The 20,195-nt window shown below is 65.6% G+C and carries 20 protein-coding genes; 15 read left to right on the top strand and 5 right to left on the bottom strand.

All coding sequences use genetic code 11. The annotated features are described in order from the left end of the window. Positions 1-42 precede the first annotated feature (42 nt). The 3 genes from M2339_RS10465 to M2339_RS10455 all read left to right on the top strand — a co-directional run bounded on the left by M2339_RS10465 (position 43) and on the right by M2339_RS10455 (position 5,255). Positions 43-1,278: an SAM-dependent methyltransferase gene (locus tag M2339_RS10465; protein ID WP_264576448.1), complete on the top strand. Its 1,236-nt coding sequence runs from the start codon at positions 43-45 to the stop codon at positions 1,276-1,278. Positions 1,279-1,385: 107 nt separating this feature from the next. Next, the gene (katG, locus tag M2339_RS10460; protein WP_264586665.1) at positions 1,386-3,617 is read left to right on the top strand and encodes a catalase/peroxidase HPI; all 2,232 of its coding nucleotides are present in this window, start codon (positions 1,386-1,388) and stop codon (positions 3,615-3,617) included. 420 nt (positions 3,618-4,037) lie between these two features. Beyond that, a complete protein-coding gene (locus tag M2339_RS10455; protein ID WP_264586666.1) occupies positions 4,038-5,255 on the top strand; it encodes an argininosuccinate synthase in 1,218 nt (405 codons plus the stop codon). A gap of 63 nt (positions 5,256-5,318) precedes the next feature. Here M2339_RS10455 and M2339_RS10450 read toward each other — a convergent pair whose 3' ends face one another. From M2339_RS10450 to ispH, 5 genes are all read right to left on the bottom strand, one after another. Next, the gene (locus M2339_RS10450; protein WP_181558843.1) at positions 5,319-5,462 is read right to left on the bottom strand and encodes a hypothetical protein; all 144 of its coding nucleotides are present in this window, start codon (positions 5,460-5,462) and stop codon (positions 5,319-5,321) included. A gap of 105 nt (positions 5,463-5,567) precedes the next feature. Then, entirely contained in the window at positions 5,568-7,055 is a 1,488-nt protein-coding gene (gene amyA, locus M2339_RS10445; RefSeq protein ID WP_264586667.1) for an alpha-amylase, read from the bottom strand. Positions 7,056-7,242: 187 nt separating this feature from the next. Then, positions 7,243-7,680: a ribonuclease HI gene (gene rnhA, locus M2339_RS10440; protein ID WP_181558845.1), complete on the bottom strand. Its 438-nt coding sequence runs from the start codon at positions 7,678-7,680 to the stop codon at positions 7,243-7,245. Beyond that, positions 7,677-8,660, bottom strand: coding sequence for a homoserine kinase (thrB, locus tag M2339_RS10435; protein ID WP_264586668.1), 984 nt, complete (start codon positions 8,658-8,660; stop codon positions 7,677-7,679). The genes rnhA and thrB overlap by 4 nt, the downstream gene beginning before the upstream one ends. A 3-nt stretch (positions 8,661-8,663) precedes the next feature. Beyond that, positions 8,664-9,620, bottom strand: coding sequence for a 4-hydroxy-3-methylbut-2-enyl diphosphate reductase (gene ispH, locus M2339_RS10430; protein WP_413714902.1), 957 nt, complete (start codon positions 9,618-9,620; stop codon positions 8,664-8,666). Between the two features lie 255 nt (positions 9,621-9,875). On the opposite strand from ispH, the gene M2339_RS10425 reads away from it, so the two are divergent. The 12 genes from M2339_RS10425 (at position 9,876) to M2339_RS10370 (ending at position 20,105) form a co-directional block, all read left to right on the top strand. Continuing rightward, positions 9,876-10,529 (top strand): hypothetical protein, encoded by a 654-nt coding sequence (locus M2339_RS10425; RefSeq protein ID WP_413714804.1) that lies wholly within the window; start codon positions 9,876-9,878, stop codon positions 10,527-10,529. Between the two features lie 71 nt (positions 10,530-10,600). Further along, positions 10,601-12,328 carry an arginine--tRNA ligase gene (argS, locus tag M2339_RS10420; protein ID WP_264586669.1) on the top strand — a complete coding sequence of 576 codons (1,728 nt, stop codon included), beginning with the start codon at positions 10,601-10,603 and terminating at the stop codon, positions 12,326-12,328. Continuing rightward, the gene (locus M2339_RS10415) at positions 12,328-13,089 is read left to right on the top strand and encodes an SPOR domain-containing protein (RefSeq protein ID WP_264586670.1); all 762 of its coding nucleotides are present in this window, start codon (positions 12,328-12,330) and stop codon (positions 13,087-13,089) included. The genes argS and M2339_RS10415 overlap by 1 nt, the downstream gene beginning before the upstream one ends. A gap of 10 nt (positions 13,090-13,099) precedes the next feature. Continuing rightward, entirely contained in the window at positions 13,100-14,116 is a 1,017-nt protein-coding gene (nagZ, locus tag M2339_RS10410; RefSeq protein ID WP_264586671.1) for a beta-N-acetylhexosaminidase, read from the top strand. Positions 14,117-14,178: 62 nt separating this feature from the next. Next, positions 14,179-14,934, top strand: a complete 756-nt coding sequence (locus M2339_RS10405) for a segregation and condensation protein A (protein WP_264588320.1) — start codon at positions 14,179-14,181, stop codon at positions 14,932-14,934. Further along, complete coding sequence (scpB, locus tag M2339_RS10400) at positions 14,931-15,548, top strand: SMC-Scp complex subunit ScpB (protein ID WP_264586672.1); 618 nt, start codon at positions 14,931-14,933, stop codon at positions 15,546-15,548. Before M2339_RS10405 ends, scpB begins: the two co-directional genes overlap by 4 nt. Positions 15,549-15,643: 95 nt before the next feature. Further along, the gene (locus tag M2339_RS10395; RefSeq protein WP_181558851.1) at positions 15,644-15,886 is read left to right on the top strand and encodes a twin-arginine translocase TatA/TatE family subunit; all 243 of its coding nucleotides are present in this window, start codon (positions 15,644-15,646) and stop codon (positions 15,884-15,886) included. A 29-nt stretch (positions 15,887-15,915) separates the two neighbouring features. Then, on the top strand, positions 15,916-16,386 hold the full coding sequence (gene tatB, locus M2339_RS10390; RefSeq protein WP_264586673.1) for a Sec-independent protein translocase protein TatB: 471 nt from the start codon (positions 15,916-15,918) through the stop codon (positions 16,384-16,386). Beyond that, positions 16,383-17,171 carry a twin-arginine translocase subunit TatC gene (gene tatC, locus M2339_RS10385; RefSeq protein WP_264574577.1) on the top strand — a complete coding sequence of 263 codons (789 nt, stop codon included), beginning with the start codon at positions 16,383-16,385 and terminating at the stop codon, positions 17,169-17,171. Before tatB ends, tatC begins: the two co-directional genes overlap by 4 nt. A 95-nt stretch (positions 17,172-17,266) precedes the next feature. Next, on the top strand, positions 17,267-18,253 hold the full coding sequence (locus M2339_RS10380; protein WP_264572192.1) for a cysteine synthase A: 987 nt from the start codon (positions 17,267-17,269) through the stop codon (positions 18,251-18,253). Positions 18,254-18,264: 11 nt separating this feature from the next. Then, a complete protein-coding gene (locus M2339_RS10375; RefSeq protein ID WP_264572193.1) occupies positions 18,265-18,693 on the top strand; it encodes a hypothetical protein in 429 nt (142 codons plus the stop codon). A gap of 20 nt (positions 18,694-18,713) precedes the next feature. Beyond that, positions 18,714-20,105, top strand: coding sequence for a GldG family protein (locus M2339_RS10370; RefSeq protein ID WP_264586674.1), 1,392 nt, complete (start codon positions 18,714-18,716; stop codon positions 20,103-20,105). The last annotated feature ends 90 nt before the right edge of the window (positions 20,106-20,195 follow it).

The raw sequence follows: 20,195 nt of genomic DNA, 5'->3' as shown, positions 1-20,195 counted from the left end.
AAGGGGGTGACCGAACGATCCGCCGCGCTATAAACGCGCGCCATGAGAATATTGGGTCGCCTGCTCGGCAAGATCATCAGTCAGGGCACATTGACCATCCGCTATGCGGATGGGTCGCAGGAAGTGTTGGGAACAGCCGTGAGGGGCTGGCCGGACGTCGCCATCCGCTTCACCGATGATGCCGCCGCACGCGCCATCCTGACCAATCCGGCGCTCGGCGCAGCCGAAGGGTTCATGGATGGCAAGCTCATCATCGAGCAGGGCAGCATCTGGAACCTGATCATGCTGGTCGCGGCCAATTCGCCGCTGGAAAGCGGCAAGACCCTTGATGAGCCGAGCCTGCTCGGCTGGTTGGGAGAGCGGATCAAGCACTGGCGCGACAATTACAACAAGCGCAGTCGCTCCAAGGCCAATGTCGCGCATCACTACGACCTGTCGGACAAGCTCTACGCGCTGTTCCTCGACAAGGACCGGCAATATAGCTGCGCCTACTTTACCGACCCCGATGCCGTGAGCCTGGAGCAGGCGCAGATCGACAAGAAGGCGCATATCGCCGCCAAGCTCGATCTGAAGTCCGGTCAGCAGGTGCTGGATATCGGTTGCGGCTGGGGCGGCATGGCCCTTTATCTCAACCGCGTGGCGGATGTGGACGTGCTTGGCGTCACCTTGTCCGAGGAGCAGCTCAAAGTCGCGCGGCGCCGGGCGCAGGAGGCGGGCGTCGCCGATCGCGTCCGCTTCGAGCTGATCGATTATCGCGATGTGAACGGCACGTTCGATCGCATCGTTTCGGTCGGCATGTTCGAACATGTCGGCGTGCGCCATTATCGCGAGTTCTTCCGCACCTGCCATAATCTGCTGAAGCCGGACGGGGTGATGCTGCTGCACACCATCGGCCGCCTCAATGGCCCGTCATCGACGGATGGGTTCATGCGCAAATATATCTTCCCGGGCGGCTATGCGCCGGCGCTGTCGGAGATCATGGAAGGCAGCGAGCCCAACCGCCTGCTGCTCACCGACATCGAAGTGCTGCGCATGCATTATTACTACACGCTCGAGCATTGGTATCAGCGCACGCTCGCGGCGAAGACAGAGATCGTCGCCCTGTATGACGAGCGCTTCTTCCGCATGTGGACCTTCTATCTGGCGGCGGCAGCGTCCGGCTTCCTCTATGGCAGCCAGACGATCTACCAGCTCCAGTTCGTCCGCAATCGCCACACTCTGCCCATCACGCGGGACTATATGGCGCAGGCCGAGGCGCGTTATCGCGCCAAGGGCTGATCCTTGATCGAAAATCTAGCTTTCAATAACGAAGTTTAATCGCTGTTTCAGGCGGCCGCTGTTCGATAATCTCCCCTCAATGAATTTTGATCGGGAAGGATATTGAAATGGACGCGAAAACAAGTGGTTCGCCGTCGGGTTGCCCGATGAAGACGTCCGCAGCCATGCGCTCGCTGCTGGGCCGCACCAATCGGGACTGGTGGCCCAACCAGCTCTCGCTCGAAATTCTCCAGCGAAACGGTCTCTCCACTGACCCGATGGGGGACGATTTCGACTATGCCGCAGCATTCAAGACGCTGGATTACGAGGCCGTCAAACGCGACCTCCATGCGTTGATGACGGACAGCCAGCCCTGGTGGCCGGCGGATTACGGCCATTATGGCCCGTTCTTCATTCGCATGGCGTGGCACTCTGCGGGCACCTATCGCACCGGTGACGGTCGCGGTGGCGCCAATAGCGGGCAGCAGCGCTTCGCCCCGCTGAACAGCTGGCCGGACAATGCCAATCTCGACAAGGCCCGCCGGCTGCTCTGGCCGATCAAGCAGAAATATGGCGCGAAGCTGAGCTGGGCGGACCTGATGATCCTCGCCGGCAATGTCGCGATCGAATCGATGGGTGGACCGGTGTTTGGCTTCGGCGGCGGCCGGGCCGACGTGTTCGAGCCGGAGAAGGACATCTACTGGGGCACCGAGGAGCAGTGGGTGGGCCAGGAAGGCAATCTCACCCGCATTGACGAGGCCGAGGGCCGCGCGCTGGAGGATCCGCTCGCCGCGATCCAGATGGGCCTCATCTACGTCAACCCGGAAGGGCCGGGTGGCAATCCTGATCCGCTCCAGTCCGCACGGGACATTCGCGAGACGTTCAAGCGCATGGGCATGGACGATGAGGAGACGGCTGCCCTGACCGCCGGTGGCCACACCTTCGGCAAGGCGCACGGCGCGGGCGATGCCTCCAAGATCGGCGCCGAGCCGGAAGGCGCAGACATCGCGCAGCAGGGCCTGGGCTGGCAGTCGAGCCATGAGAGCGGCATCGGCGATCATACGATCACCAGCGGCATCGAAGGTGCGTGGACGCCGACGCCGATCAGCTGGGACATGAGCTATTTCGACATGTTGCTCGACCATGAGTATGAGCTGGTGCGCAGCCCTGCCGGCGCGAAACAGTGGCAGCCGGTTGGCAATCCGCCCGAGACGCTGGCCCCGGCCGCGCACAATCCTGCCAAGCATGTGCCGACGATGATGACCACGGCGGACATGGCGTTCAAGATGGACCCCGCCTATCGGGTGATCATGGAGAAATTCCGCGCGAATCCGGACTATTTCGCGGATTGCTTCGCACGGGCCTGGTTCAAGCTGTGTCACCGCGACATGGGGCCGAAGGCGCGCTATCTCGGCCCCGAGGTGCCGGCCGAAGACCTGATCTGGCAAGACCCGATCCCCAAGGCCGACTATGCGCCGATCGACGCCGCCGATGTGGCAGCGCTCAAGGAGAAGATCGCGGCATCGGGCCTGTCCGTGGCCGAGCTGGTCACCACCGCTTGGGCCTCGGCCTCCACCTATCGCGGCTCGGACCATCGCGGCGGCGCCAATGGCGCGCGCATCCGCCTTGCGCCGCAGAAGGACTGGGAGGTCAATCAACCGGCGCAACTGGCCCGCGTCCTGAATGTCTATGAGGGCATCAAGGCGGGCTTCGACGCGGCGGCGTCGGGCGGGAAGAAGGTGAGCATTGCCGATCTGATCGTGCTGGGCGGCAGCGTCGGCATCGAGCACGCCGCCAGGGCAGCCGGGCGCGCGGTAACCGTGCCGTTCATTCCCGGTCGCACCGACGCCGTGCAGGACTGGACTGATGCCGAGAGCTTCGCCGTGTTGGAGCCCAAGGCAGACGGCTTCCGCAATTATCTCCAGGTCCGCTTCAGCGTGCCGACCGAGGAGCTGATGATCGACCGCGCCCAGCTTCTGCGCCTGAGCGCGCCGGAGATGACGGTTCTGGTCGGCGGGCTGCGCGTGCTCGGCGCCAATCATGATGGCCGCAAGGAAGGCGTGCTCACGGATCGTCCCGGCCAGCTGACCAACGACTTCTTCGTGAATCTGCTCGACATGGGCACGGCGTGGAAGGAAGTCGATGATCGCGGGGACGAGGTGTTCGTCGGCACCTGCCGCAAGACGGACGTGGAGAAATGGACCGCGACCCGCACCGATCTGGTGTTCGGATCGAACTCCCAGCTGCGGGCGCTGTCAGAGGTCTATGCGTCATCAGACGCTGCCGACAAGTTCGTGGCCGACTTCATCGCGGCCTGGGTGAAGGTGATGAACGCCGACCGGTTCGATCTGTTGGCATAATCCCACTTCCATGACGGATGCTTCGCCGCCCGGCTCCAGACATGGGGCCGGGCGGTTTGATTGAGGCTGGTGTGCACGGGGCAACGGTGCCGCGGTCTTGCCGGATGCTGGGGAGTGTCGGGAGGCGATAGCTGCCCCGGCAGGAGGGGGGTGCCGGGGCAGCAGGTGCCCGCGCGGCCGTGGGGAACCGGCGAGCAATGGACGCAGGCTGCAGGCTGCGTTCCAAGGCTGACAATAATGCCACCCGTTCAAGAACGAAAATCGATTAAAGTCGTCTCAATGATCGATCTTGCCGATGACTAGTGGCGGGCTGCCACCGGATTGGCGCGCCCGGCGTCCCTCACAGGTTGCGCGTTTTGAGCGACGCTGATAGGCGACCGGCCTGATCCTCGACCTCCAGTTCGAAAGACCCCTGTCGCCATGTCCGACACCATCAAGCGCGTTGTTCTCGCCTATTCCGGTGGCCTCGATACCAGCGTCATCCTCAAGTGGCTGCAAATCCATTATGGCTGCGAGGTCGTGACCTTCACGGCCGATCTGGGGCAGGGTGAGGAGCTGGAGCCGGCCCGGCAGAAGGCGCTGAATGCCGGCGTGAAGCCCGAGCACATCTTCATCGACGATCTGCGCGAGGAATTCGTGCGGGACTATGTCTTCCCGATGATGCGCGCCAACGCCATGTATGAGGGGCTGTATCTGCTTGGCACCTCCATCGCGCGGCCGCTGATCGCCAAGCGCCAGATCGAGATCGCCAAGATGGTCGGGGCCGATGCCGTGTCCCACGGCGCGACCGGCAAGGGCAATGACCAGGTGCGGTTCGAGCTCGGCTATTATGCGCTCCAGCCGGATATCAAGGTCATCGCGCCGTGGCGCGAATGGGATCTGACCTCGCGCACCAAGCTCATTGAGTGGGCCGAGCAGCACCAGATCATGGTGCCCAAGGACAAGCGCGGCGAAGCGCCCTTCTCCACCGACGCCAACATGCTGCACACCTCCTCGGAGGGCAAAGTGCTGGAAGATCCGTGGGAGGAGGTGCCGGACTATGTCTATTCGCGCACCGTCAATCCCGAGGATGCGCCGGACACGCCGGAGTATATCACCGTCGATTTCGACAAGGGCGACGGCACGGCCCTCAATGGCCAGGCGATGAGCCCCGCGACGCTGCTCGAGGCGCTCAACGAACTGGGCCGCAAGCACGGCATTGGCCGGCTCGATCTGGTCGAGAACCGCTTCGTCGGCATGAAGTCGCGCGGCATGTACGAGACGCCGGGCGGCACGATCTATGCGCTCGCGCATCGCGGCATCGAGCAGTTGACGCTGGATCGCGGCGCCGCCCACCTCAAGGACGAACTGGCGCCGCGCTATGCGGAACTGGTCTATAACGGCTTCTGGTTCTCACCCGAGCGCGAGATGCTGCAGGCGGCAATCGACCACAGCCAGCTGAAGGTTGCGGGCACGGTCCGCCTCAAGCTCTATAAGGGCAGCTGCATCGTCGTGGGCCGCAAGTCGCCCAATTCGCTCTATAGCGAGAAGGTTGTGACCTTCGAGGATGATGCGGGCGCCTATGATCAGCGGGATGCGGCTGGCTTCATCAAGCTCAACGCCCTGCGTCTGCGCTTGCTCGGGCGCCGCGATATTTAAGGAATGTGGGCCGGCGGTGTCCGGCCCCACTTTTCTGCGCGCAAAAGCGCGTTCAGGCCGGCGTCAGCTCTGGGCCGAGCCCCAGAACAGAACGACCGCCATCACAATCACCGCAAGCACGAGCGAGATGCTCAGCACATAACGGACGATGTGCGGGGTCTGGCCGGCACGGGCGTCTTCGGTGGTCTTGTGAACCTCATCTTCCATCTGAGAACTCCTTTCAATTGAGCCAACGCGCGATGTTGGAGGGTCGTTCCTGAGCATCAGTCGCCCCGGAGTTCCCAAAAGGGCAATGCGCTGGCGCTGAGCCCTTCAAAATGCGTCGCTGCGCACCCACACGCTCACGCTTCCGCCATTCACCCGCGCGGTCAGCCGTCCCTCATCGTCCGACCAGATTTCTTCCTCGCAATGCCCGAGATAATCGCGGAAGCCCGCGCCGGCATGGTCCGGGCCGAGATCGAAGACCTTGCTGGCATCGCCCGCATTGGTGAGCAGCACGACGCAGCCCGGCGCATCCTCCGTGCCGTGGCGGATGAAGCCGATGGCGTGGGGATCGTCGAACAGATCGGTCTGCGGCCCATGCGCGAAACGCTGCCGCGCTTCGATCAGCTTCTCGAGGCCGTCAATCGCCGGCATCTCGACCTCATGAGTCTCGCCATCGCCGCCCGTATCCTTGTACCGCGCGCCATAGAGATCGGGATAGAACACGCAGGGCACCCCCGCCTCGCGCAGCAGGATAAGCGCATAAGCCAGCGGGCGGAACCAGGTTTCGACGGGTGCTTCCATGGCCTGCAGCGCCTGGGTGTCGTGGTTTGCCACGATCGTCACCGCCCGGTCCGGGGCCACCGCCACCAGCGAGCCGTCGAAGATCGTCCGCATGTCGAATGCGTCGCCCGCGCAGGAGGCCTCGTGAAAGCGGTGATGCAGGGCGACGTCGAACAGGGCGAGCTGATGATCGACCCGGTCGAGATAGGTCTGCAGGGCGGTCATGTCCGGGTGCCAATATTCTGCGACCACGAACAGATCGTCCGCCACGCTCTCCCGCATATGCCCCACCCAGTCGCGGAAGAACCAGGCCGGGATATGCTTGGCGGCATCGAGCCGGAAGCCATCGACAGGAAGCTGCTCGGCCAGCCAGCGGCCCCAATATTTCAGCTCTTCATAGACGGCGTTGTTGCGGAACTCGATGTCCGATCCCATCAGATAGTCGAAGTTGCCGAGTTCCTCGTCCACCTCCGCGTTCCACTCGCCATCGCCATAGTCGTTGACGAGCTTGAAGACGCCATTTTCATTGGGCTCGTCGAGATGGTCCACGCCGCTGAAGCAGCGGGCATCCCAGATGAACTTGGAATGGGCGCCATTGCGCCCCGGGAAGGTGAAGCGCGTATAGGCGCGCGCCTCGAAAGCTTCGTCCTCGATCTCGGTGCGGTTATCCGGATTGACCCGGCGCACGCGCACCTGCTCCGTCTCATCCCCGCCCATCTTGTGATTGAAGACAACGTCGTGGATCACCCGCAATCCGGCCTCGCGCAGGGCAGCACAGGCCCGTTGGAGCGCGGCGCGATCGCCATATTTGGTCGCCACCGTGCCCTTCTGGTCGAACTCGCCGAGGTCGAACAGGTCATAGGCGTCATAACCAACCGAATAGCCGCCCGCCGCCCCCTTGCCGGCCGGTGGCAGCCAGACATCGGTTATGCCGATGTCCGCGAGGCTCGCGCTCTTGTCAGCCACCTCATCCCAATGCAGCCCTCCATCCTGCGTGTACCAATGGAAGAACTGGATCAGGGTGCGTGGCGGCATAACAGTCCGATCTTTGGCTAACGAGCCGAGGATCGGCTCCACGCCGTAACGAAGGTTGGCGGCGGACGTTCCAGCCGGCGTAAAAGCGCGCACGCCGGGCGCTGCGGCGAACATTCAACGCCACTTTGAATAAGACGGTTTAGGCCCTGGTCATCGTGAGAAAGCGCATGAGGATCAGCGCGAAAACCTAACCTCTCGCCCGCTCCGCGGCGTCACTGGCGAGACGGTCGGCGCGCTCGTTCTCCGGGTGGCCGGAGTGGCCCTTCACCCATTGCCAGTCGATCCGGTGGGGGGCGACGGCGGCGAGCAGTTCTTGCCAGAGGTCGGCATTCTTGACCGGTTTCTTGTCGGCGGTGCGCCAGCCATTGCGCTGCCAGCCGTGAATCCAGCGGGTGATGCCGTCCTTCACATAGTTGCTGTCCGTGGAGAGGATCACGTGACACGGCCCCTTGAGGGCGTTGAGGCCGGCGATTGCGGCCATCAGCTCCATGCGGTTGTTGGTGGTGTGCGCTTCCCCGCCGGAAAGCTCCTTCTCATGGCCGTTGAAGCGCAGCACCACGCCCCAGCCGCCCGGTCCGGGATTGCCCTTGCAGGCGCCGTCGGTGAACAGCTGAACGGTTTTCACGAGGCCGAGCCGAACAGCGCCGCTGCGTCCGTTTCGGCATAAAAGTCGAGGCGCCGCAGATAGGCCAGCGGATCCTTGCGCGTCACCAGCGCATTGGCGGGCGTGTTGATCCAGTCATAGGCGCGGGTCAGCAGGAAGCGCAGCGCAGCGCCGCGTGCGAGGACAGGCAGCGCGGCATATTCCTCCGCGGTCAGCCCATGCGTCGCGCGATATCCCGCGATCAGCGCCAAAGCCACGGCGCTGTCGAAGTCCCGCCCGTCGGGCCCGAAGCACCAGGCGCCATGCATGATGGCGAGATCATAGGCGCGGATGTCCGTGCAGCTGAAGTAGAAGTCGATCAGTCCGCCGACCTCATCGCCGCGCATCAGCACATTGTCCGGAAACAGATCGGCATGGATGACGCCACGCGCCAGCGCATCCGGCCAATGCGCGTCGAGATAGGCGAGTTCGGTCCGTACGCGCTGTTCCAGCCCCGGCTGGATGGTATCCAGCGCGCCGCCGCAGTCATTGGCGAGGCGGTGCCATCCTTCCGGGCCGAGCGTGTTGGGGCGCTCGCCGGAGAAATCCTCGGCGGCGCGGTGAAACTGCCCCAGCGCCGCGCCGGCAGACCGGGCCTGCGGCGGGGTCGGGTGGGTCACCGAGACGCCGTTCAGAAACTCGATGAGGGCGGCGGGCCGCTCGCACAGCGTCTGCAGTGCCTTGCCTTCGCGGTCATGGATGAAGCGCGGCACGGGGCAACCTCGCGCGCCGACATGATCGAGCAGGTCCATGAAAAAGGGGAGGTCCGCCACATCCACGCGCTTTTCGTAGAGCGTCAGGATGAAGCGGGCGCCGTTGCCGTCCGCGCCGGTCGTGTCGACCAGATAATTGCTGTTCTCGACGCCCTCGGCGATGCCCTTGGCGGCGAGCAGGGTGCCGACATCGTAGCGTTCGAGGAAGAGCGCCAGCGTCTCAGCCGGCACCTGCGTGTAGACAGCCATGGCTCAGGCCGCTTCCAGGCCGCGCGGCAGCTTGAAGGTGATCGATTCGGTGGTGGTGAGCACTTCCTCCTCGGTCACGTCGAAGCGGGTGGCGAGCTTGTCGATCACGCTGCGCACCAGCACTTCGGGCGCGCTGGCCCCGGCGGTCACGCCCAGCGTCTCGACGCCGGCCAGCCAGTCGAAGTCGATTTCGTCGGCGGTTTCGATCAGGCGGGCGCGCGCGCCGCTGCGGTCGGCGACCTCGACCAACCGCATGGAGTTGGAGCTGTTCGGCGCCCCGATCACCATCACAGCCTGCGCACGACGGGCGATTTCCTTCGTTGCGGCCTGGCGGTTGGAGGTCGCATAGCAGATGTCCTCGCCCTTCGGCGCGGCAATGTCCGGAAAGCGCCGCTCCAGCGTCGCGACGATCTCCGCGGTATCGTCGACGGACAGGGTGGTCTGGGTGAGGAAGGCCAGCGACACGCCGGGGGCGGGCTGGAAGGCCTCGGCATCCGCCTGCGTCTCGATCAGCGTCATCGCGCCGTCCGGCACCTGGCCGAACGTGCCGATCACCTCGGGATGGTTGGCATGGCCGATGAACAGGATGTGGCGCCCGGCCTCCACCTGCCGCTCGGCCTGTCGATGGACCTTGGAGACCAGCGGGCAGGTCGCATCGAGATAATCGAGACCGCGCGCCTCGGCATTGGCGGGCACGACCTTGGGCACGCCATGGGCGGAAAAGACGACTGGCCGCCCATCGGGCACCTGATCCAGCTCGTCCACGAAGATGGCGCCCTTGGCGCGCAGCCCATCGACGACGAAGCGGTTGTGGACGATCTCGTGCCGGACATAGACTGGCGCGCCGAACTTCTCGAGCGCCCGCTCCACGATCATGATCGCGCGGTCGACACCGGCGCAGAAGCCGCGCGGTGCGGCGACCAGAACGGTGAGGGCGGGGCGCTGGCGAGAGGCAGGCATGTCGGGCATATGTGTCGATCCATCCATCCAGTCCCATTAGGGGCATGGCCGCCTGAGGGAAAGCCGGAAGAATGGGGGAGGGCGCAACGGCCGTCCGGTTCATCCTGCGGTCATCTGGCGCGGGCGAGGTCTTTGCAGCCCGTCCGGGCGACGTGCCCTTTCGGTTGCGCGCCCGTGGGAGCGCGACTAAGAAGCGCGGACCCGATTGTGCGCGGGATATCCCGCGCGCGCCAGAATGAAGGAATTGGAGCCATCGTGCGGATCGCCGCTCTCTCGAAACCCGCCGTTCTGGCAGCTCTTGTCGCCCTGATGGCCGGCTGCGCGAAGCGCGGCGACATCGACTCCGCCGGACAGGGCATCATCCAGTTCCGCACCGCATGCCCGACTGTGGCCGTGGCCGCGCACACCGGTGACGTCACCCTGTTCGACCCGGCCGACAGCCGCGACGCGCGCGCGATCGATGTGGTCGCGACGCTCACCGATGTGCGGCCGTCTTGCACGACCGGCGACACCGACATTTATTCGCAGGTCGGCTACAAGGTGGTCGCGGTGCGCCGCGATGCCGGCCCGGCGCGGACGGTCGATCTGCCCGTCTTCGCGGCGGTCGTGCGCGGCGCGACGGCGGTGACGGCCAAGCGTGTCACCATGGTGCGGCTGAATTTCGCCGAGGGCGCGCTGCGTGCCGAGGCGACCGGCAGCACCTCTGCCTATATCGATCGCAGTGCGGCAACGCTGCCGCCCGAGATCGAGCGCATGATTACCCGCCCGCGCAAGACGGGCGACCAGGACGCCGCGCTCGATCCGCTGGCCCGCCCGGAAGTGCGCGAGGCGATCCAGCGAAGCAGCTTCGAGCTGCTCCTGGGTTTCAACCTGACCACCGACCAGCTCCGCTATAACGTGACCCGCTGATATTTTCCGGCGGCCGGACGACCGCAGCATCCTGCAGCCGCGCCGCCGATGCTGACAGGACCGCTGACCCGATGAATATCTTCGCTCGTATTGCCGCCGCGCTGGACGGCCTTCTGGACGACATGGTGCAGGCTGGCGAATTGCCCGCCGGCCTCAATCGCGCCGCCGTGACCGTCGAGCCGCCGCGCGACCCGTCGCATGGCGACATGGCGACCAATGCCGCGATGGTGCTGGCCAAGCCCGCCGGCACCAATCCCCGCGCCCTTGCCGAGCTGATCGCCGGCCGGCTGCGGACGCTCGCGGATGTCGACGGCGTGGAGATCGCCGGCCCCGGCTTCATCAACCTGCGTCTTGTCCGCACTGCCTGGGAAGACGAGCTGGCCGCCATCCACGCAGCCGGCGCCGACTATGGCCGCTCGACGATGGGCAAGGGCGTGCGCGTCAACATCGAATATGTCTCGGCCAATCCGACCGGGCCGATGCACATGGGCCATTGCCGGGGAGCGGTCGTCGGCGATGCGCTGGCGGCGCTGCTCGAATATGCCGGGCACAGCGTCATCCGCGAATATTATATCAACGATGCCGGCGCGCAGGTGCAGACGCTCGGTCGCTCGGTGCATCTGCGCTATCGTGAGGCGCTGGGCGAGACCATCGCGATCCCCGAGGGCTTCTATCCGGGCGAATATCTGATCCCCATCGGTCAGGCGCTGGCGGCTGAGTTCGGTGACCGTTACGTCGGAGCACCGGAAGCGGACTGGCTCGACCTGTTCCGCGAGCGCGCCGTCGCCGCGATGATGGACATGATCCGCGCCGATCTGGCGCTGCTCGGCATTCACCATGATGTCTTCGCTTCCGAGGCCGCCGTGCAGCAGGCCGGCCGCGTCGATGCCGCGCTGGCCCGGCTGGAGGCGGAGGGCCTCATCTATCAGGGCGTACTGGAGCCGCCGAAGGGTGAACTGCCGGACGACTGGGAGCCGACCGAAATGACGCTTTTCCGGGCGACGCAGTTCGGTGACGATAGCGACCGGCCGGTGCGCAAGTCCGATGGCGGTCTGACCTATTTCGGCACCGATCTCGCATATCATGCCCAGAAGGCCGAGAATGCCGACCAGCTGATCGACATCTGGGGCGCCGACCATGCCGGCACCGTCAAGCGCATCAAGGCCGCCGTGGCTGCGCTGACCGGCGGCAAGGTCCAGTTCGACGTCAAGCTGGTGCAGATGGTGCGCCTGATGCGCAATGGCGAGCTGGTCCGCATGGGCAAGCGGCTCGGCAATTTCGTCACGCTGGCCGACGTCGTCGAGGAAGTCGGCAAGGACGTGGTGCGCTTCACCATGCTGACGCGCAAGGCCGATGCGCAGATGGACTTCGACTTCGCCAAGGTGGTGGAAGCCAGCAAGGACAATCCGGTCTTCTACGTGCAATATGCCCATGCGCGGATTTCCTCGCTGGCGCGCCGGGTGCAGGAGAGCTTCCCGGACGGTCTGCCGGCGGCGGACAGCGCGCTGTTCGGCCCGGAGGAGCTGGATCTGGTCAAACAGCTGGCCACTTTCCCCCGCGTGGTGGAGGCTGCCGCCAATGCGCGTGAGCCGCATCGCATCGCCTTCTATCTCTACGATCTTGCCGCCAGCTTCCATGGGTGGTGGAACCTCGGCAACGATCAGCCCGAGCGGCGCGTGATCGTCGCGGGCGATGCGGGCCTCACTGCGGCGCGACTGCACTTGAGCGCCGGAATCGGTCAGGTTATCAAGAACGGCCTGGCCCTGATGGGCGTCAGCGCGCTTGAGGAGATGAACTGATGTCAGCCGGGGAGCCGAACAACGGTCTCAATCTTGATGACGAGGACCGGCTGCCCTGGCTGGAGCCCGCAGGAATCGAGGAAGAGACCGAAAGAGTGTCCCCGTTCCGCATTGTCGGTCTGGCGGTGCTGGGCCTCGTTCTGCTCGGTGTGATTGTCGCCGGCGGCTATCTGTTCAGCAATCGCGATCGCAGCGGCAGCGATGGCTCGGCGCCGCTGATTGCTGCAGAGAACAAGGATTACAAGGTTCCGGCCAACGCGTCGGACGCGCGCACCTTCGATGGGGAAGGGGACGAAGCCTTTGCAGCCAGCGAGGGCCGGGAGGCTTCGGGCCGCATCGATGCGAGCCGCGTGCCGGAAGCACCGCGTGACGATTTGAAGCAGACCGGCCCGACCGCGCCGGCTCTCGCCGTTCCCGCAGAACGTCCGGCGGCAAAACCCACCGTCATCGCGCCGGTCAAGACGGCCGCCACGCCCAAGCCGGCGGCGCCGGCTCCGGCGAAGGTCGAGGATGTCGATACCTTGACCGGGCCGCGCGTGCAGCTCGGCGCCTTTGCATCGCGCGCCATCGCCGAGGAGGTCTGGAAGAAGCAGTCCGGCCGATTCGATTATCTCTCGGCCCTCAAGCACAGCGTCGAGCCGGTCGAGACGGGCGGACGCACCCTGTATCGCCTGCGCGCCAGCGTCGCCTCCCCGGCGGATGCCACCGCCACCTGCGGGCGGCTTCGGGTGGCGGGCGAAAATTGCATCGTCGTCCGGTGATCTCCGCGCGATGAAGCCGGTCATCTTCGGCCTTGCCGGCGAGCGTGTCAGCGCGGACGAGCGGGCGCTGATCCGTGCCTGCGACCCGGCAGGCTACATCCTATTCGGCCGCAACATCGCGGACCGCGCCCAGTTGCGCGCGCTGACCGATGAGCTGCGCGACATTGCCGGGCGGGACGATCTGTACATCATGATCGATCAGGAAGGCGGCCGCGTCGCGCGCATGCGCCCGCCGCACTGGCCGGACTGTCCCCCCGCCGCGCGCTTCGATGCCCTTTATGATCTCGCGCCCTCCAGCGCCATGGAAGCCGCGCGCTGCAACGCCCGGCTGCTCGGCACGATGCTCTCCGAAGTCGGGATCACCGCCAATGCCGCGCCTGTGCTCGATCTGCGCTATCCCGGCGCGAGCGACATTGTTGGCGATCGGTCCTTCGGCGCTGAGCCGATGCGGGTCGCGGCGCTGGGCCGGGCGACGCTGGAGGGGCTGAGGGACGGCGGTGTCGCGGGCATCGTCAAGCATATGCCGGGGCATGGTCGCGCGCTGGTCGACAGCCATCTCGCTTTGCCCACGGTCTCGGCCAGCGCCGATGAGATGGAGCGCGACCTCGCGCCATTCCGTGCACTGCGTCACGCCCCGGCGGGCATGACCGCGCATATCGTCTACACCGCCTGGGATGCGGATCGACCGGCCAGCCTGTCGCCTTATGTGATTCGAGAGATTGTTCGCGGCGCCATTGGCTTTGATGGCCTGCTGATGTCCGACGATCTCGACATGAAGGCGCTGAACGGCCCGGCGGATGAACTGGCCGAAGCGGTGGTCGCTGCCGGTTGCGATCTGGCGCTCAATTGCTGGGGGCGGATGGACGAGATGACGGCCATCGCCGCGCGCTTGCCGGACATATCCGACGCGGCGCGTGAGCGGCTGGACCGGGCGATGGCGAGCATCGCCGCCGGCGCCGATCCGGCCTGGCCGGGCGAGAAGGCGATGGCGACGCGCGACGCGCTCTTGGCCCTTGCGCCGGCATGAGCGCCAGCTCGCCCGTTCAGACTGCCGATAAGGCGCCGACCGGGCTGTTCGATGGCGAGTGGATGGAGCCTGTCCGCCACCTGCCGGGCGATGCCATCCTCACCGTCTCGGTGGAAAGCTGGGAAGGGCCGCTCGATCTTCTGCTGGCACTGGCGCGGACGCAGAAGGTGGATCTGCGCGAGATTTCCATCCTCGCCCTTGTCGAGCAATATCTGCGTTTCATCGAGGAAGCTGCGGAACTGCGACTGGAACTGGCCGCCGATTATCTGGTGATGGCGGCGTGGCTCGCCTATCTCAAATCCGGCCTGTTGCTGCCCAAGGAAGCGCAGCCCGAGCCCTCGCCCGAGGAACTGGCGCTGCGCCTGCATCTGCGGCTGCAGCGGCTGGAGGCGATGCGCGAGGCGGGCGCCCGCCTGATGGCGCGGGATCGGCTGGGTCGGGACGTTTTCCCCCGCGCGGCGCCCGAGGGGCTGCATCGGCCGCGCGCAATTGTGTGGCAGGCCAGCCTGTTCGACATCATTCAGGCCTATGGGCAGGTGAAGGCGCGGACGGCGCCGCGCATCCACATCGTCCATCGCCGGCCGGTGATGACGCTGGATGAAGCCATTGAGCGGGTGTCCCGCCTGATCGGCATGGAGCTGGACTGGGCCGAGCTGGGCCGGTTCCTCCCCGAAACCGCTGATCCGCAGCTGCGCCGCTCGGCGTTGGCCAGCAGTTTCGTCGCAGCGCTGGAACTGGCGCGGCTGGGGCGCGTCGAACTGCGGCAGGAAGAGACGTTCGCGCCGCTGTACCTGCGCGCGCCGGCAGTGCCGTCATGAGCGTGCCGGCGTCCCATGCTGCCAGCGAGATGGAGCGTCTCGTGGAAGCCGTGCTGTTCGCGGCCGAGGCGCCGCTGACGGTCGCCGAGATCCAGCGGCATAGCGGGCTGGACGGCGATATCCGGGGCTGCCTGTCGGCTTTGGCCGCGCATTATGCCGGTCGCGGGATTGAACTGGTCGAGCGGGGCGGGCGCTGGCATTTCCAGACGGCAGCCGATCTCAGTCATATCCTGCGCCGCGAGCGGGAGGAGCCGCGCAAGCTCAGCCGGGCCGCGGTCGAGACGCTGGCGATCATCGCTTATCACGAACCGGTCAGCCGCGCGGAGATCGAGGCGATTCGCGGCGTGCAGGTCGGCAAGGGGACGCTGGACGTGCTGATGGAGGCGGGCTGGGTGCGCCCGGCGGGGCGGCGAGAGGTGCCGGGACGGCCGCTCACTTATGCGACGACCCCTGATTTTCTCAGCCACTTCGGCCTCTCCAGTCGGCGCGATCTGCCCGGGATCGACGATCTGCGCGCTGCCGGCCTGCTCGATCCGGTCGATCTGGCGATGGAATCACTGGATTTGCAGGGGAGTCTTGAAAATGACCCACAAGATGAAGAAGATGAGGACTGATCGCCTTATTCGATGAGGCAAGGGCTGATGCCGGGATGGCCATTGCGCTATGGACCCGCAGGGCTTAGTTAGGGCGCATTCACAGGAGATTTCTGATGGGTTTCGGTTCCCCGATTCACTGGGTCGTACTGGTGCTGGTGATCGTGCTGCTGTTCGGCGGCGGACGCATCTCCAGCCTGATGGGCGATGTCGCCAAGGGTATTAAGAGCTTCAAGAAGGGCCTTGCGGATGATGACGGCGATACGGCGAGCGCGGCGAAGCCTGCGCAGCGCATCGATCGCCAGTCCGCAGCCGGCGAGAGCAGCGCGACGCGCGAAGAGCAGAAGCTCGAAAGCTGATCCGGGCGGTCTGATCAGGCCAACCTGGCATGTTTGACATTGCGTCCACAGAGCTGCTGCTGATCGCGGTGGTGGCGGTCCTCGTGATCGGCCCCAAGGATCTGCCGCGCGCGCTCTATAAATTCGGTCAGATCGTCGGCAAGGCGCGCGGCATGGCGCGCCATTTCCGCAGCGGCATCGACGCCATGGTGCGCGAAGCCGAGCTTGAGGAACTGCAGAAGCAGTGGGCCAAGCAGAACCAGAAGATCATGGACGAAACCCGCAATACGGAGTTCAGCGATCCGGCGAGCACACCCGCCCTGCAGGATCATAGCGCGCCGGAACTGCTGGGGGATCGTGACGACAAGGTCGCGACCGATGATGCGCCGTCCCATCCCGGTGAGACCGTCGAGGATGCCGGCCCGGCGCACAAGCCCGACGCGCCCGCCGGCGAAAGCATGGCGCAGTCCAGCCTGCCGCTTGGCACCTCCGACGAGCCGAACGGACCGCGTACCGCATGAAGGACATTGACGATACCAAGGCGCCGCTGCTCGATCATCTCATCGAGCTGAGAAAGCGCCTGTTGCGCTGCGTCGCCGCGCTCTTCATTTCCGGCGCGGTCTGCTATTATTTCGCGGGCGACATTCTCGGTTTTCTCGTCGAGCCGCTCAAGCAGGGCTTTGGCAACACGGTCGGAAAGCTCGTCTATACCAAGCTCTATGAGGCGTTCTTCGTGGAGCTGAAGGTCGCCATGTTCGGCGCCTTCTTCATCTCCTTCCCGATCACTGCCAACCAACTCTGGGCGTTCATCGCGCCGGGCCTCTATGCCAAGGAAAAGCGGGCGCTGCTGCCTTTTCTGCTGGCAACGCCCATCCTGTTCGTCGGCGGCGCGGCCTTCGCTTATTATCTGGTGATGCCGACCGCATTTCACTTCTTCCTGCGCTTTCAGGGCGATGCGGGGGGGATGCAGCTGGAAGCGCTGCCCAGCGTGGACAGCTATCTCAGCCTCGTCATGCAATTCATCCTGGCCTTCGGAATCAGCTTCCTGCTGCCGGTCCTGGTGATGCTGCTCAATCGGGCCGGCATCGTCTCGCGCGCGCAATTGGTGGGTGCGCGGCGCTATTTCATCGTCGGTGCGGTGGCGGTGGCGGCGGTTCTCACGCCGCCCGATGTGGTCTCTCAGCTCATGCTCGCGATTCCGCTCATCATCCTCTACGAAATGACCCTGATCTTCATCTGGTTCACGGATCGGCGCGCGGCCCGCGAACAGGGCGAGGACGAGCAGGCGCTCGTCCGGTCCGAATAAGCCCGTTCCGGCAGCGCTGCGGGACAAGCTTGGCTTGCGGCGACCATGCAATCTCCTGCCTTGCCCAGCGCGCTTCGTCGTCCTAGTCAGTCGCTATGACCGTCCATCCCAATACGATCTCCCTCATCGGTAATACGCCGCTCGTCCGGCTGGCCGGGCCGTCCGAGGCCAGCGGCGCCGAAATCTACGGCAAATGCGAGTTCATGAACCCCGGCGCCTCGGTCAAGGACCGCGCCGCCCTGTTCATCGTGGAAGATGCCGAGGAAAAGGGCCTGCTGCAGCCCGGCGGCACCATCGTCGAAGGGACGGCCGGCAATACCGGCATCGGGCTGGCGCTGGTCGCCAATGCCAAGGGCTATCGCACGATCATCGTCATGCCCGAGACGCAGAGCCGCGAGAAGATGGACACGTTGCGCGCGCTCGGCGCCGAGCTGGTGCTCGTCCCCGCCGCGCCTTATGCCAATCCCGGTCACTTCGTGCACACCTCGCGCCGTCTCGCCGAGGAAACGCCGAACGCGATCTGGGCCAATCAGTTCGACAATATCGCCAATCGCAAGGCCCATATCGTCGGCACGTCCGAGGAAATCTGGGCGCAGATGGAAGGGCGGATCGATGGCTTCACCTGCGCGGCCGGAACGGGCGGCACGCTTGCGGGCGTCGGCCTCGGCCTCAAGCAGAAGAGCGAGGCGATCACCATTGCGCTGACCGACCCTTATGGCGCGGCGCTGTATAATTACTACGCCCATGGCGAGTTGAAGGCGGAAGGCTCCTCGGTCGCTGAGGGGATCGGGCAGGGGCGCATCACCGCCAATCTCGAAGGTGCGCCGATCGACACGCAGTTCCGCATGTCTGACGAAGAAGGCATGATGTGGGTCGAGAAGCTGATGGGCGAGGGGCTGTGCGTTGGCCTTTCCACCGGCATCAATGTCGCAGGTGCCGTTGCACTGGGCCGCAAGCTCGGCCCGGGCAGCCGGATCGTCACCATCCTGTGCGACACGGGCCTGCGCTATCTTTCCACGCTTTACAATCGGGACTGGCTGGTTTCCAAGGGATTGACGCCTTTCCCATGGTTGGCGGACTAGGGAGCGCAAAGATGGCGGACAGTCGGCCCGAACGGGAAGCAGTGAGCCGCAAGAGCGACGTTCGCGCCCATCGTGAAGAGTTGCAGCGCGTGCAGATCGGCCTGGTCGGGTTGGCCGCGGTTCTGCTGGTCGTTACGCTGGCGAACCTGATCGTCGATGCCGTCCGTCAGGATGGGACGAGCGATACCGCGACGATGTCGAGCGATGCGTCGTCCGCCGCCGCACAGACCGGTGGCGCCAATACGACCGGCACCCCGGCGCCGACCAACAACGAGCCGCTGGCGGATCTGGGCGTCACCCCGACCACATCGGACAGCGCCGCGCCCATCCTGCCGTCACCCGTGCCCGATCTTGAGCCCGATCCGCAATTGCGTCAGCGCATGGATCAGGACCGTGATCAGGCCCAGTCGCAGCGCCCCGCCCAGCAGCAGACGCCCTGAGCCGTCGCCCGGTTGCCGCGATGCCCCGCACTGCCTTGCTGCTGGCGGCGACGCTTGCCCCTGCCATCCTGTCGCTTCTGCTCGGGCTGACCAGCTCCAGCCTGCGGACCGGGCGGCTCGATCCGCTCGATTGGCTGTGGCCGGGCACGGCGGGGATCATTGTGGGCGCCATCCTGCTGACCCGCGCGGTCCGCTCCGGGCAGGGGGACCGCGCCGAGGCTGCTCCTGCGAGGTTGCGCTGGCCGACGGTTGCGGCTTTGTGGGCGGTCGTCCTGCTGCCGCCGCTGTGCCTGATCGGGTTGGCGTCCGTCCGTCTGCCCTGGGCCGGCATGATCGCGCTCGCGGCGGGATTGGCCCTCGTCGGCAGTCTGTGGGCCTTGGTCGCAGGACGTTCCCGCCGGGTAAGGCTGGGTTCCGCGCTGGCGTTGTGCGCGGGGGCTGTGCTTGTCGCGAACTGGGCCGTGCCGGCCATGCGCAATGCTTCCCCATCCACCACAGCCGGGGATCGGCCCAGCGTCGCTTTGTTCTCGGCCTTGCCCTTGCATGATGTCGCCATGGGCGCCGTTCACGGATTGCCGGCGACGCAGTCGATCGGCCTGCGCTCGCCCTTGCTGCGCGCGCTGGACCTCCATGTCGCCCTGCACCCTCTGGACGCGCTCAGTGACCAGAGCCTGGCTGGGTACGAGGCCGTGCTGCTGGCCCAGCCGCGCGCGATGGCGCCGGAGGAACTGGTCGCGCTGGACCGCTGGGTGCGCGCGGGTGGACGCGCGGTGGTGCTGGCCGATCCGCTATTGCTCTGGCCGGACCCGCGCCCGCTCGTCCATCCCGGGCGGCCGCCGCTCACGAGTCTGCTCGATCCGCTGCTGGCCCATTGGGGCGTGCGACTGGAGGCTGCGGAGTTCACTGCGCAATCCCATGGCGATGGCCATGGGGGCGAGGCGTCGGATCGGCGGAGCCTGGCGTCAGGCGCCTTGCTGCAGGTGGCAGGCGCCTCTCGTTTCGTGGTGCGCGAACCGACAGCCGGCTGCACGCCCGCCGAGCAGGGGTTCATTGCGACCTGTCGATTGGGCAGGGGGCAGGCGTTGCTGGTGGCGGATGCGGACTGGATCGATGACCGCCTCTGGACGCTGGCGTCGCAAGATGGGGCCGACCGCGCGCTGCGTACCAGCGATGCGCCGGACGTTCTCGCGGCGTGGCTGCGCAACGAGCCGCTTTCGATCGGCACTTTCACGAGTTGGGTGAAGGACGAGGCCGCTCTGGTGCGGGGTCTCCGCTTCGCGCTGGCCGCTGCGCTTGTCCTTTCCCTCCTGCTGGCCCTGGTGGTGCGCAATCCCCGCTATTCCCAGCCCATGTTTCGGACAAATACGGGCCATAATGAGAACATAAGAAAAACGGAGGGCATTTCTCCCTAATCTGCCCAAGATTTTCCCATCATTTCCCACTTTATCCAAGATTCTCCCTTTTCTCCCCGGGGACGGACTGCTAATACCGCAGGCCTAGGG

The organism is Sphingobium sp. B2D3C (genome assembly GCF_025961835.1).
Lineage (GTDB): Bacteria > Pseudomonadota > Alphaproteobacteria > Sphingomonadales > Sphingomonadaceae > Sphingobium.
The sequence above is the reverse complement of the archived record's forward strand: the minus strand, read 5'-3'. Positions and strand labels throughout refer to the sequence as shown.